The following is a 12,631-nucleotide window of genomic DNA, read 5'->3' as shown; positions in this document are numbered from 1 at the left end:
AAGCTCATATGTAAGCAATGCAAAAAACATCAACTATTCCAACAAACCCCAACCATCACTCCCGCCGCCCGCACCACTCCCGCCCTCAACCTTCAGCTTGATTTTCAACTTTAGATTGGTTCCGGAGTCGGCATGTTTCATCACCTCCTCTTCGTTAACAACATGACTCTCAAACAAATCGAACAATGATTGATCAAACGTCTGCATACCCTGCGCCACGGATTTTTCCATAATCGTTTTAAGTTCGCCCAATTCATTACGATGTATCAGATCTCTGATAGTCGGCGTTCCCAGCATGACTTCCACCGCTGCCCGTCTCTGCCCGTCAACCGTGCGCACTAGTCGTTGGGAAACACAGGCTTTAAGATTATTGCCCAATGTCTGCAACAACTGCGGCCGCCGCTCTTGCGGAAACATATTGATAATCCGGTCGAGCGCCTGATTGGCGTTAATAGCGTGCAACGTCGAGAGCACCAAATGCCCGGTATCGGCGAATGCCAAGGCATGTTCCATGGTTTCGCGGTCGCGGATTTCGCCGATCAGCACCACATCCGGTGCCTGACGCAGGGTGTTTTTCAGGGCGGCGTGGAAGCTGCGCGTATCAACCCCGACTTCCCGTTGATTGATGATCGAACGCTGGTGGCGATGGATGTACTCGATCGGGTCCTCGATGGTGATGATATGCCCGCAGCTGTGGCGGTTGCGGTGGTCGATCAGCGCGGCCAGCGAGGTTGATTTACCGGAATCGGTGGCACCGACAAAGAGGATCAACCCTTGTTTGAGCATGACGGTTTCGAGCAGTACCGCCGGCAGTTTCAGATCAGCGAAACGCGGAATGTCGAGTTTGACGTTACGGATGACGATCGATACATCGTTGCGCTGTTTGAAGATATTCACGCGAAAGCGGCCGATGCCCGCTCGCGAAATCGCCAGGTTCATTTCCAGATCCCGGTCGAACTCCCGTCGTTGCTCGGCGTCCATCAGGGAGGCAGCGATGGCGGCGGTTTCACCGTTTTTGAAAGGCAGTTCGCTCAAAGCCGTGAGCACGCCGTCGATACGCGCACTGGGCGGTGCGCCCGTGGAGAGGAACAGATCCGAACCGTTTTTATTGGACAAAACTGACAACAGTGCATCGATTTCCATGGCAAAAAGCACCCGCGAAGCATTCAATGAACAGAAAATGACCTGCGCTAAGCGCAGTTCAACTGCAACAATGATAGACGTCGCCTCACCGAACCACGCTCAGGACTGATGTAATGAATGCTGTACCGAACACCGACGACGCTCAGGCACTGATCGCCCGTACCGACTGGAGTCGCGGCCCGCTGGGCGCTGCCGGCAGCTGGCCGCAGAGCCTGCGTACGGCGGTGGACATCGTGATCCACTCGCCCATGCCGATGCTGTTGTTGTGGGGTCCGCAACTCACGCAGATCTACAACAACGGTTTCGCCCTGCTCGCCGGGCACAAGCATCCGCACGCTTTCGGACAGCCTGCGCACCAGATCTGGCCGGAACTTCGCGACTTTACCGACCCGATTTACAGCGCCGTCCTACAAGGCCAGGTACGCACCTACAGCGAAAGACGTTTCACTCTGCAGCGCGAAGGCAAGGAGTCGGACTTCTGGCTCGATTTGACCTACAGCCCGATCCGCGATGAAACCGCGCAAGTCGCCGGCATTCTGGTTACGGCCATCGAAACCAACGAGCGCCGACGCATCGCTCTGGAACTGCAGCGACGTTCCGAAGAAAGCCTCAAGGCCCAACGCGAAACCGAGGAGCGCCTGCAACTAGCCCTCGCCGCCACCGATGCCGTCGGCACCTGGGATTGGGATATTGGCGAAGATCGCTTTATCGCCGATGCGCACTTCGCTCAGTTGCATGGCATCGACCCCAGCCTTGCCAGCCAGTTGCCGATCAGCGATTACTTGCAAGGCGTGCACCCTGAAGATCGCGCGATGGTCGCGCGCAGTATCAAACACTGCATCACCTACGGCACCGAATACGCTGAGGAATATCGCTTGCTGCAGGCCGACGGCGAGGTGCGCTGGGTGTTTGCCCGCGGGCGATGCTACAAGGATCACCATGGCCGGCCCGTGCGTTTCCTCGGAGCGGCGCTGGATCTGACCGAGCGCAAACACACCGAACAGGCGTTGCGCCAGAGCCAGACCGAGCTGCAACTGATCATCAACGCCATGCCGATCCTGATCAGTTACGTTGATCGCGAAGAACGCTTCCGCCTGAACAACGCGGCCTATCTCGATTGGTATGGCCTTACGCCGCAGGAACTCTACGGGCGCACGATTCGCGAAGTCATCGGTGAAGAGGCGTATTTCCTGCGTCTGCCTTACATTGCCGAGGCGCTGGCCGGCAGACCTTGTTCATTCAGCCTGTACACCCCGCACCGTGATGGCAGCAATCGCCACGCGCTAATGAATTACCTGCCACGTTACGGTGCCGACGGCGCGGTGAACGGTTTCTACATCTTTGTTATCGACGAGACCGAGCGCAAGAAAACCGAAGAAGCCTTGCGCAATCTCAACGAAACTTTGGAAGAACGGGTCAGCGCCCGTACCGAACAATTGGCCCAGGCCAACCAGCGTTTGCAGAACGAGATGTTCGAACGCGAGCGCGCCGAAGATGCCTTGCGCCATGCGCAGAAGATGGAGGCTGTCGGTCAGCTCACTGGCGGTATCGCCCACGACTTCAACAACATGCTCACCGGGATCATCGGCAGCCTCGATTTGATGCAGCGCTACATTGCCAATGGCCGGGCCGACGAAATTGGTCGTTTTACCGAAGCCGCCGTGTCATCGGCCAATCGTGCAGCGGCGCTGACCCATCGTTTGCTGGCGTTTTCGCGGCGCCAATCGCTGGATCGCAAAACCCTCAACGTCAATGAACTGGTGCATTCGCTGGAAGATCTGATTCGTCGCACCAAGGGCGATCCGATCGAACTCACCCTGCGTCTGGCCGAGAACGTGTGGCCGATCAGCACCGACGTCAGCCAACTGGAAAACGCCCTGCTCAATCTGGTCATCAATGCCCGCGATGCGATGCCCGAGGGTGGCGAGCTGCTGATCGAAACGGCCAACGTCTATCTTGACGGCAGCGACATCACCACGCTCGAACCGGTCAAGGCCGGCGACTACCTGATGCTGGCGGTCAGCGACAACGGCACTGGCATGACGCCCTCGGTGCGTTCCAAGGCATTTGACCCGTTCTTCACCACCAAGCCGATTGGCCAGGGCACCGGGTTGGGGCTGTCGATGATTTATGGGTTCGCCCAGCAGTCCGGCGGCCACGTCAGCCTCGACAGCCTGCCGGGCCAGGGCACGTGTGTGCGCCTGTACTTGCCGCGCTTGTTCGGCGTCGAACCGGAACGGCCGGCCATCGTGGCCGTTGAGCAACCGTCGGCGACGGCGACCGGTGAAACCGTGATGGTGGTCGAGGATGACCCGGCGGTGCGCATGCTGGTGCTCGATCTGCTCCGGGAGTTGGGTTATCAGGCCCACGAAGCCGAAGATGCCAAGACCGCCCTGCCGCTGCTGGAATCCGATCTGCGCGTGGATCTGCTGGTCACCGACGTCGGCCTGCCAGGCATGAACGGCCGGCAACTGGCGGAAATCGCCCGTCAACATCGACCGGGCCTCAAGGTGCTGTTCATGACCGGTTACGCACAGAAAGCCGCCGAGCGTCAGGGTTTTCTCGAGGATGGCATGGACATGGTCGCCAAACCGTTTGCCATTGAGTTGCTGGCCAGCAAGATCCGCACGATGATCAGCCAAACCCCGTGACTTGAGGCATAATCCGCGCCCCGCCGTCACCCCGTTATCAGGTACCGCAAGATGAAAGCCCAAGCCCGCCACATTCTGGTGAAAACCGCCGAAGAGGCCGAACAGCTCAAACAACGCATCGCCAAGGGTGAAGCGTTTGATGTGCTGGCGAAGAAATTTTCGACCTGCCCGTCCGGCAAGCGCGGCGGCGATCTGGGTGAAGTGCGGCCGGGGCAGATGGTCGGCGCGATTGATGCGGTGATTTTCAAAAAGCCGCTGCGCACGGTGCATGGGCCGATCAAGAGCAAGTTCGGGTATCACTTGGTGCAGGTGTTTTACCGCGATTGACGGGTTGGCTTCAGGGCCTCTTCGCGAGCAAGCTCGCTCCCACATTTGGAATGCACTCCCCTGTGGGAGCGAGCCTGCTCGCGAACCGATTGCGCAGCAAGCGGCCATTCAAACCTGCTTAGGAATCAATGCCCCCGGCACCTGAATCACCTTGCTGGCCAGCAGATGCCCGGCCTCGGCGGCCTCCGCCGGACTGCCACCCGATAGTCGACTGGCCAGATACGCCGCACTGAACGAATCCCCCGCCGCCGTGGTGTCCACGACCTTTTCAACCCGCTGCGCCGGCACTTCAAATGCCTCTCCATCACAACGAATCAGACACGCCTCGGCGCCACGCTTGAGCACCACTTCCGGCGTGCCGAATTGCGCGTAAGCGCCAAACACCGCCACGCAATCGGCGAAACCGAACAGCGCCTGTTCGTCATCCACTGTCAGCAACGCCAGATCGACGTAAGGCAACACGCTGCGATACGCCGCTCGCGCGTCTTCTACAGACGCCCATAAACGTGGCCGGTAGTTGTTGTCAAAGACGATGCGCGCATCACGCTGGCGTGCTTCGATCAGCGTCTGGATCAGTTTCTCCCGGCCCAGCGCACCGAGCACTGCCAGAGTTATGCCGCTGAAATACAGCACATCGTAATCCGGCAACGCGGCCAGAATCGGCGCGGCGGCGGGCGTGGTGAAACAGTCGCGAACCGCCGCTTCGTTGCGCCAATAAAGAAAACGCCGCTCGCCATTGGCATCGGTCTGAATGCAATACAGGCCAGGCAAGCGTCCGGGTAGACGTTGTACCAGATCGAGGCCAATGCCTTCATCGGACCAGATCTGGCACATGGCATCGCTGAAGCTGTCATCGCCCAATGCGGTGACGTAATCAACCTGCGCCTTGTCGCCCATCGCGCGGGAAAGATACACCGCAGTGTTCAAGGTATCGCCGCCGAAACTTTGCTGCAGGCTGCCGTCGGCGCGTTGCTGCAGTTCGATCATGCATTCGCCGATCAGGGCGATGCGCGGGGTGTTCGGGCCCAGGGGGCTGAGGGTGTTCATCTTGTGCTGTCTCTGGTTGATCGATAGTGTCTGGACTGGCGCCTTCGCGAGCAGGCTCGCTCCCACAATTTGGAATGCATTCCCCTGTGGGAGCGAGCCTGCTCGCGAATGGCCGCGACTCGGTCTCAAGCTTTAGAAACAGGTCTCCATGCTCTCGATCACCGACAACTGCTCATCCACCAACAACCCCACACGCCACTTGTCGAACGTCAGGCACGGGTGCGACGTACCAAAGGAAATGATGTCACCCACGCGCAACTCAACGCCCGGCGCCACAGTCATGAACGCGTGTTGATCCATCACCGCCGTAACCTTGCACGCACCGACGTCATCGCCCAGCGCCGGCACCACGCCGGCCTTGTAACGCAGCAGCGGCACCGGCAAACCGGCATCGAACGCAACATCACGTTTGCCCAGCGCGATCACCGCAAAACCCGGCTCCGGCAGCGACTGCACGTGCGCCCAGACTTCCAGCGCCGGATGCAGGCCTTCGTGCAGATCGCTGCGGCGGTCGAGCACGCAGCACTGCGCTTCTTTGTAGATGCCATGGTCATGCGCCACGTAACTGCCCGGACGCAACACGCTGAGGAAACGCCCGGCGGCGTTCTGCGCTTCGAAGGATTCAGCAATCAGGTCGTACCACGCCGAACCCGAGGCGGTGATGATTGGCTTGGCGATGGCGAACGCGCCGCTGTCCTGCAACTGCACCGCCAGACGCACCAGCGACGCGGCAAATTCACGAATGCCGCTGATCGCGTGATCACCGTGAATCACCCCTTCGTAACCTTCGATACCGGTCAGGGCCAGCGCCGGTTGCGCGTTGATGGCCTTGGCCAGTTCGATGACTTCCTGCTCGCTGCGGCAACCGCAACGGCCGCCGACCACGCCATACTCGATCATCACGTTCAGCTTCGCCCCGCGCGAGGCGAAGTAGGCGCCGAGGTCGGCGACGTTGTCCGGATGATCGACCATGCAATAGAAATCGAACGACGGATCTGCCAGCAGGTCGGCGATCAACGCCATGTTCGGCGTGCCGACCAGTTGGTTGGCCATCAACACCCGGCGCACGCCGTGGGCGTAAGCGGCGCGGGTCTGGGTCGCGCTGGCGAGGGTAATGCCCCAGGCGCCGGCGTCGAGCTGACGCTTGAACAGTGCCGGGGTCATGCTGGTTTTGCCGTGGGGCGCCAGTTCCGCACCGCTGTCGCTGACAAACTTCTGCATCCAGCGGATGTTGTGCTCCAGCGCTGCGCGATGCAGCACCAGCGCCGGCAGACTGACGTCACGCGTCAGGTGCGCGCCGATGGCGGCGTCGCCCTTTTCCCCGGCAGTATTGATGGCAGTCGTCATGGTCGAACTCCTCACTTTCGCGGCCGCAGGCAGCCGTGGTTATTCGTTGATGCGCCGGGCGAGGCTGTTGGCGCTCTCGATCAGCACCCGGCGATAGTCGTTGTAATTGTTTTTCGCATCGGCCCGTGGCGCGACGATGCACAAGGTGCAAATGGCCACGCCTTGCGGGTCTTTGACCGGCGCGGCGAAGCAATGGGTGAAGGTGTCGGCGACACTGTCGAAGGAGAAAAATCCATCGATGCCGGCCTGACGGATCTCCGCCAGAAAACGTTCCAGCGGCAGGCGTTCGCCATCGGGCAGGATGAAGTCGTCTTCGTCGATCAGGTCGATGATCTGTTGATCGCTCAAGTGCGCGAGCAACAGACGCCCGGAAGCCGTCCACGGGATGGGCGCGTTTTCACCGATGTCGGAGGAAATACGGAAATGCCGCTCGCCCTCCTTCATCAGTGCCACCGTGTATTTACGGCCGTTGAGCAGGCACATCTGCGCGGTTTCATGGGTCTGGCTGACGATCTCCTGCAAGGCGTGATCGGCCTCGCGACTGAGGTCGAAGTGACGTAAGTGCGCCTGACCGAGAAAGTACAACTGCCGACCCAGATAGACGTGACCGTCCTTGCCCACTGGCTCCAGAATCCGTCGTTCCAGCAGCGAGGCGACCAGTTCGTAGACGGTGGATTTCGGGCTGCCGATGCCGTTGGCGATGTCATTCGGGCGCAGTGGCTGGCCGATCTCCTTGAGGAAATCGAGGATATCGAACGCCCGGTCCAGACCGCGAGCCCGGCGCTTGATGGTGTCTTCGGTCATTTCAGTGGTTTCCATTCAGAGTCGCCGGATGGTAACTGGCCCTTGGGGTTGTGTCAGTCGGATTGCTGCCCTCACCCCCCGCCCTCTCCCAGAGGGAGAGGGAGCCTGACTGCATCGATGCACATGTTGTGGTCAGCCGCCAAATCTGCATCGATAGGGATCATTCCCCTCTCCCAGAGGGAGGGAGCCTGACTGCATCGATGCACATGTTGTGATCAGCCGCCAAAACCTGCATTGATAGAGATCAGTCCCCTCTCCCAGAGGGAGAGAGCCTGACTGTATCGATGCACATGTTGTGATAAGCCGCCAAAACCTGCATCGATAGAGATCAGTCCCCTCTCCCAGAGGGAGAGAGCCTAACCGTATCGATGTAAATGCAAGCGTCATACGCAAAATCCGCATCGATACAGATCAGTCCCCTCTCCCTTGGGAGAGGGTTAGGGTGAGGGGCTGCGGCCTAAGCAACGCAGCAATTTTCAAGCCTTTTTCTTGTACGCGATGCAGTCGATCTCGACCTTGCAATCAACCATCATGCTCGCCTGCACACAGGCCCGCGCCGGGGCATGTTCCGGCTTGAAGTACTCGCCAAACACCTTGTTGAAACTGCTGAAATCCCGTGGATCGTCCAGCCACACGCCGGCCCGCACCACATCCTCCAGACCATAACCGGCCTCTTCGAGAATCGCGATCAGGTTCTTCATGGTCTGGTGAGTCTGTTCGACGATGCCGCCGACAATGATCTCGCCATCCACCGCCGGCACCTGGCCGGATACGTGCAGCCAGCCATCCGCTTCAACGGCGCGAGCGAATGGACGGGGCTGGCCGCCCGCGGCGGTGCTGCCAGTGCCGTAACGGGTAATGCTCATGGGTACTTCTCCTGATTCAAAACGGAAGTTAAAACCGCGTGCTCTTGAGAAACTCAGCCAGACGCGGCGATTGCGGGCGTTCGAACAGTTCCTTGGGAGGCCCCTGCTCTTCGATTCGCCCCTGATTCATGAAAACGATCTTGTCCGAGACCTCGAAAGCGAAACGCATTTCGTGGGTCACCAACAACATGGTCATGCCGTCCTCGGCCAGGCCCTTGATCACGTTGAGCACTTCGCCGACCAGTTCCGGATCGAGTGCCGAGGTGACCTCATCGAACAGCATCAAACTCGGGTTCATCGCAATCGCCCGGGCAATCGCCACGCGCTGTTGCTGACCACCGGACAACTGGCCGGGAAAGTGATTGCGCCGCTCCAGCAAGCCGACGCGCTCCAGCCATTTTTCCGCGAGGACCACGGCTTCGTCCTTGTGCATCTTCTTCACCTTGAGCAGGCCCAGGGTAACGTTCTGCAACGCAGTCAGATGCGGGAACAGGTTGAACTGCTGGAACGCCATGCCGGTCATCGCGCGATGGCGGGCGATGACTTTTTCCGCATGCCGAACGCGCTTGCCGTTGACCTCGTCGTAACCGATGGATTCACCGTCGAGCAGAATCTGCCCGCCCTGGAACTCTTCGAGCATGTTCACGCAACGCAACAGCGTGGTCTTGCCCGAACCGCTGGAGCCGATCAGCGTCACCACGTTGCCGCGCTGCATGCTCAGGTCGACACCTTTGAGCACTTCGACTGCGCCGTACTGTTTGTGCAGGCCACGGATGTCCAGCAACGCCTGAGGCTGTGAGGAAACTTGAGCTTGAGTCATGGCAGGGCCACCCGTTTTTCAATGTGCCGGCCGAGTAATTCGATGCCGTAGTTGATGACGAAGAACAGAAAACCGGCGAACAGGTAGAACTCCAGCGTCATGAAGTTCCGGGCGATGATCTGTTGCGTGCTGAGCAGCAGTTCGGCGACGCCGATCACCGAGAGCAAGGTCGAGGCCTTGACGATTTCGGTGGACGAGTTGACCCAGGTCGGCAGGATCTGCCGCAGCGCCTGAGGCAACAATACGTAGCCAAGGGATTGATAGAACGTCAGGCCGATGGCCTGGCTCGCTTCCATCTGCCCGCGCGGCAACGCTTGCAGCGCACCGCGCACGATTTCGGCAACGTGGGAACCGCAGAACAGCGTCAGGCCCAAGGCCCCGGCCTGAAACGCGCTGATCTGCCAGCCCAGTGCCGGCGCCATATAGAAGCAGGCCAGTACCAGCACGAACACGGGCGTGCCGCGAATCAGATCAACGTAAAACCGAAACGGTGCGCGCATCCAGAACTTGCCGTACGTCAGCACCAGACCGGCGACCACGCCGAGCATCGTGCCGAGCAGGATCGCCAGCGCTGACACTTGCACACTGGTCAAAAAGCCCTGCCACAGTGGCTCCCGCGCAATCCACAATTCATGTAACCAACTGGGAGATTCGTACATCGCAGCCTCCTATCGGCGGATCGCCAGACGCTGCTCGAGGTAACGCAGCAGCATGGCAATGAGGTAACAGGCCGCGACATACAACGCCGTGGTCACCAGCCAGGTTTCGATCACCCGGTAGCTCTCGACGTTGATCTTGCGCGCGTAATAGGTCAGCTCCGGGACTGCAATTGCGGCGGCCAGCGAGGTGTCCTTGAACAGCGAAATGAAGTTGTTCGACAGCGCCGGCAAGACATTGCGCAGCATCACCGGCACGGTGACGTAGGCCTTGACCTGCCACTCGCCGAGACCGATCGCCAGCCCGGCTTCGCGCTGCCCTTTAGGGATGCTCAGCAAACCGCCGCGGAACACTTCGGTCAGGTACGCCCCGGCGTACAACGACAGGGTGATGATGAACGACGGAATCTTGTCCAGACGAATGCCCAGGCTTGGCAAGGCAAAGTAGATCAACAGAATCAACACCAGAATCGGCGTGTTACGGATCACCGTGACGTACACCGAAGCCAGCACCCGCAAGGCGCGATGCTTCGAGAGCAAAGCGAACGCCATCAGCAGGCCGATCACGCAGCCGATGGCGATTGACACCAGCGCCAGTTCAAGGCCCAGACCGAGCCCCGCCAGCAAGGTGTCGAAATCGCGCCAGACGGCGGCAAAGTTCAACTGATAGTTCATGGTCAGCAGTACCTTGAGCGGGGCGACGTGCATCGCCCCACTCTCACGGGATCATTTGAATTCGACGGGGAAACCGATCGCTGGCGACGGCAGATCTACACCGAACCATTGCTTGAACGAGGCGGCATAGGTCGGGAATTCAACGCCGGTCATGGCTTCATGCAGCGCGGTGTTGACGAAGTTCAGCCAGTCCTGATCGCCGCGTTTAACCGCGCACGCGTAAGTCTGCGGGCTCCACGCATAGCTCGGGCTGCGGTAGCGGCCAGGGTTCTGCACCATCAGGTATTTCACCGAGGACTGGTCGGTGGCGGCGGCATCGGCGCGGCCGGAGTTCACCGCCTGATACATCAGATCAACACTGTCGTACTGATCGACCTTGGCTTTTGGCAACGCCTGATGCACCAGCTCTTCGGCATAGACGTTTTGCAGCACGGCCACGGTGACGCTGTCGCCGGCGGCTTGCAGGTCTTCGATTTCCTTGTACTTGCTGTTATTCGGCAGCAACAGGCCAACGCCTTCGCGGTAGTACGGCAGGGTGAACGCCACCTGCTGCGCACGGCTGGCGGTGACGGTGATGAACTGGCAGCTCATGTCGACCTTGTCGGTGAGCAGATTGGGAATCCGCGCATCGGACGACTGCACCACGAACTCGACTTTGCTCGGGTCGTTGAACAGACCTTTGGCGACGATCCGCGCGATGTCGATATCGAAGCCCTGTAACTTGCCGTCCGCGCCCTGAAAGTGCCACGGCGCATTGGTGCTGCCGGTGCCCACGATCAACTTGCCTCGGGCCAGAACACTGTCGAGCTTGCTGTCGGCTGCCTGGGCCATACCCATGACAGCGGACGAAGCCGCAAGAACAAGAACACACGCTTTGAACAACGAAGGACGGCGATGCATGGCAAGCACTCCAGAATGGTGTTTATTCCGCTATACCGGAACTCGGTTTGTTACTGCGGAATAGACAGCAGAAAGTGTGCCATAGCTTTGGCAATAAAACCCAGGTCTTCAGAAACATTAATCGGTTCAACAAGTTAGCCCGCGGATCTGCGCGCGACTATTGCCAGTAAAGGTTTGACCGGCACTATTGAGGGCAAGCGAGTGGGAAGTAACGTCACATTCAAGGGCATGTGCGCGACCGATTGATGCACACATAAAACAATGAATCGGACTTGAAAAATGGACTGACTACAGGTAACCGCTCGTCGGATTTGCGGCTCAACCTGTCAGAGTTGACAGTTGTTGACCGGTGAATTGATAGGCCTACTGGTTTGGACCGAACGGGTCAGGAGACGAACCCAAAATCTCAATAAGGATTTTTGAAATGGCCAATCTGATTAAAAACGGTGATTTCGCCAATCAAGGCGATCACTGGACCGCAACCAATCCAACAAACGTCAGTTATGTGAATGGTCACTGCATTATCGCCACACCTGACTCCATCAGTCAGGACGTTAAGCTGGGTAACGAAGGTGGCGGGCTATTTATGGTGTTTGCAAGAATGAAAACACTACGTGGTTATGCTGGCCGCATCACTGTTCAGCCCATTCCGACAGGAGATCCGGTTTACCTTGAGGTCGGCGGGCAACAGCAGGAATGGACACTCAAATGGCAAATCTTCACTGCGCCGCTTGCGACTCTCGCGTTCAAAGTCACTGCTGAATCCAATGATGGCACATTTGATCAACTCGGCTCTTACTTCGGCGATATCACGCTATCCAAGTTGCTCTGAGCCAACGCTATTAAAAGCGAGCGTTCTTTCACATCGTGACAGCTCGCTTTTTACCGTGAACGCACCAGCGCTGTATTCCGAGAGGAGTTTCAATGAACTCGACAATCCCTTTCGCAACCTTGCCGGCCACCTATCAAAAAACACTGAAAACCTGGCGCCCGGTCATCCTTTATTTCGCCAACGAACATTGCCCCGCCTGCGAGTGGGCCGGGCCGATCTTTCGCCAGACGGCCGAGCCATACCGGCATCGCGCCAATATCTACATGCTCAATACCAGCGAGTCCCCGCGCCATCCGCTGGTCACCGGGACGCCCACCGTGCTGTTTTACAAGAACGGCCGGCTGGTGAAAAAACTCAAGGGCATCGGCACGGAAGAAACCCTCGCACGGGATTTCGCCGAGCACATCGGCAAGACCAAAGCGCCCGTTGCCGCCCGCAAACAAACGCATGATCTGCCTTGGCTGCGTCAGACACTTCGTACTCTGCGCACTGTTGCACGTGCTCGCCTGCGAAAATTCCTCAACCGGTGACCACCAGTATCGATAAGACCCGGGTCGAGGATT

Annotated in this window: 13 protein-coding genes; 4 read left to right on the top strand and 9 right to left on the bottom strand. The window is 58.9% G+C overall.

Annotation, left to right across the window (positions count from 1 at the left end; genetic code table 11):
• Window positions 1-33 precede the first annotated feature (33 nt).
• Entirely contained in the window at window positions 34-1,143 is a 1,110-nt protein-coding gene (locus ACRRSD_RS27625) for a PilT/PilU family type 4a pilus ATPase (RefSeq protein WP_435036407.1), read from the bottom strand.
• Between the two features lie 113 nt (window positions 1,144-1,256).
• On the opposite strand from ACRRSD_RS27625, the gene ACRRSD_RS27620 reads away from it, so the two are divergent.
• Together ACRRSD_RS27620 and ACRRSD_RS27615 are read left to right on the top strand one after the other, a co-directional pair.
• Window positions 1,257-3,794, top strand: a complete 2,538-nt coding sequence (locus tag ACRRSD_RS27620; RefSeq protein ID WP_435036406.1) for a PAS domain S-box protein — start codon at window positions 1,257-1,259, stop codon at window positions 3,792-3,794.
• Window positions 3,795-3,845: 51 nt separating this feature from the next.
• Complete coding sequence (locus tag ACRRSD_RS27615) at window positions 3,846-4,121, top strand: peptidylprolyl isomerase (protein ID WP_007912322.1); 276 nt, start codon at window positions 3,846-3,848, stop codon at window positions 4,119-4,121.
• Window positions 4,122-4,229: 108 nt separating this feature from the next.
• Here the strand turns inward: ACRRSD_RS27615 and ACRRSD_RS27610 are convergent, their stop codons facing one another.
• The 8 genes from ACRRSD_RS27610 to ACRRSD_RS27575 form a co-directional block, all read right to left on the bottom strand.
• A complete protein-coding gene (locus ACRRSD_RS27610; protein ID WP_435036405.1) occupies window positions 4,230-5,168 on the bottom strand; it encodes a sugar kinase in 939 nt (312 codons plus the stop codon).
• A gap of 132 nt (window positions 5,169-5,300) precedes the next feature.
• Window positions 5,301-6,515: an amino acid deaminase gene (locus tag ACRRSD_RS27605; RefSeq protein ID WP_435036404.1), complete on the bottom strand. Its 1,215-nt coding sequence runs from the start codon at window positions 6,513-6,515 to the stop codon at window positions 5,301-5,303.
• 39 nt (window positions 6,516-6,554) lie between these two features.
• The gene (locus ACRRSD_RS27600; RefSeq protein ID WP_007912327.1) at window positions 6,555-7,319 is read right to left on the bottom strand and encodes an IclR family transcriptional regulator; all 765 of its coding nucleotides are present in this window, start codon (window positions 7,317-7,319) and stop codon (window positions 6,555-6,557) included.
• A 476-nt stretch (window positions 7,320-7,795) separates the two neighbouring features.
• Window positions 7,796-8,185, bottom strand: a complete 390-nt coding sequence (locus ACRRSD_RS27595; protein ID WP_007912330.1) for a RidA family protein — start codon at window positions 8,183-8,185, stop codon at window positions 7,796-7,798.
• A 28-nt stretch (window positions 8,186-8,213) separates the two neighbouring features.
• The gene (locus ACRRSD_RS27590; RefSeq protein ID WP_110719164.1) at window positions 8,214-9,005 is read right to left on the bottom strand and encodes an amino acid ABC transporter ATP-binding protein; all 792 of its coding nucleotides are present in this window, start codon (window positions 9,003-9,005) and stop codon (window positions 8,214-8,216) included.
• The gene (locus tag ACRRSD_RS27585) at window positions 9,002-9,664 is read right to left on the bottom strand and encodes an amino acid ABC transporter permease (protein ID WP_016984341.1); all 663 of its coding nucleotides are present in this window, start codon (window positions 9,662-9,664) and stop codon (window positions 9,002-9,004) included. The genes ACRRSD_RS27590 and ACRRSD_RS27585 overlap by 4 nt, the downstream gene beginning before the upstream one ends.
• A 9-nt stretch (window positions 9,665-9,673) precedes the next feature.
• A complete protein-coding gene (locus tag ACRRSD_RS27580) occupies window positions 9,674-10,336 on the bottom strand; it encodes an amino acid ABC transporter permease (protein WP_059405928.1) in 663 nt (220 codons plus the stop codon).
• 51 nt (window positions 10,337-10,387) lie between these two features.
• On the bottom strand, window positions 10,388-11,236 hold the full coding sequence (locus tag ACRRSD_RS27575; protein ID WP_134177514.1) for a transporter substrate-binding domain-containing protein: 849 nt from the start codon (window positions 11,234-11,236) through the stop codon (window positions 10,388-10,390).
• Between the two features lie 424 nt (window positions 11,237-11,660).
• On the opposite strand from ACRRSD_RS27575, the gene ACRRSD_RS27570 reads away from it, so the two are divergent.
• Both ACRRSD_RS27570 and ACRRSD_RS27565 read left to right on the top strand, forming a co-directional pair.
• Window positions 11,661-12,068 (top strand): hypothetical protein, encoded by a 408-nt coding sequence (locus ACRRSD_RS27570; RefSeq protein WP_435036403.1) that lies wholly within the window; start codon window positions 11,661-11,663, stop codon window positions 12,066-12,068.
• A gap of 92 nt (window positions 12,069-12,160) precedes the next feature.
• Complete coding sequence (locus ACRRSD_RS27565; protein ID WP_435036402.1) at window positions 12,161-12,598, top strand: thioredoxin family protein; 438 nt, start codon at window positions 12,161-12,163, stop codon at window positions 12,596-12,598.
• Window positions 12,599-12,631: the final 33 nt, after the last annotated feature.

The sequence above is a fragment of the Pseudomonas neuropathica genome (genome assembly GCF_051174785.1).
GTDB classification, from domain to species: Bacteria; Pseudomonadota; Gammaproteobacteria; order Pseudomonadales; family Pseudomonadaceae; genus Aquipseudomonas; species Aquipseudomonas neuropathica_A.
Note: the sequence above shows the minus strand (reverse complement) of the source record. Positions and strands in the feature narration are given on the sequence as shown.

Coding starts and splice junctions, on each gene's coding strand:
- ACRRSD_RS27625 (WP_435036407.1), bottom strand. CDS start 1,143: ATGGAAATCGATGCACTGTTGTCAGTTTTGTCCAATAAAAACGGTTCG.
- ACRRSD_RS27620 (WP_435036406.1), top strand. CDS start 1,257: ATGAATGCTGTACCGAACACCGACGACGCTCAGGCACTGATCGCCCGT.
- ACRRSD_RS27615 (WP_007912322.1), top strand. CDS start 3,846: ATGAAAGCCCAAGCCCGCCACATTCTGGTGAAAACCGCCGAAGAGGCC.
- ACRRSD_RS27610 (WP_435036405.1), bottom strand. CDS start 5,168: ATGAACACCCTCAGCCCCCTGGGCCCGAACACCCCGCGCATCGCCCTG.
- ACRRSD_RS27605 (WP_435036404.1), bottom strand. CDS start 6,515: ATGACGACTGCCATCAATACTGCCGGGGAAAAGGGCGACGCCGCCATC.
- ACRRSD_RS27600 (WP_007912327.1), bottom strand. CDS start 7,319: ATGACCGAAGACACCATCAAGCGCCGGGCTCGCGGTCTGGACCGGGCG.
- ACRRSD_RS27595 (WP_007912330.1), bottom strand. CDS start 8,185: ATGAGCATTACCCGTTACGGCACTGGCAGCACCGCCGCGGGCGGCCAG.
- ACRRSD_RS27590 (WP_110719164.1), bottom strand. CDS start 9,005: ATGACTCAAGCTCAAGTTTCCTCACAGCCTCAGGCGTTGCTGGACATC.
- ACRRSD_RS27585 (WP_016984341.1), bottom strand. CDS start 9,664: ATGTACGAATCTCCCAGTTGGTTACATGAATTGTGGATTGCGCGGGAG.
- ACRRSD_RS27580 (WP_059405928.1), bottom strand. CDS start 10,336: ATGAACTATCAGTTGAACTTTGCCGCCGTCTGGCGCGATTTCGACACC.
- ACRRSD_RS27575 (WP_134177514.1), bottom strand. CDS start 11,236: ATGCATCGCCGTCCTTCGTTGTTCAAAGCGTGTGTTCTTGTTCTTGCG.
- ACRRSD_RS27570 (WP_435036403.1), top strand. CDS start 11,661: ATGGCCAATCTGATTAAAAACGGTGATTTCGCCAATCAAGGCGATCAC.
- ACRRSD_RS27565 (WP_435036402.1), top strand. CDS start 12,161: ATGAACTCGACAATCCCTTTCGCAACCTTGCCGGCCACCTATCAAAAA.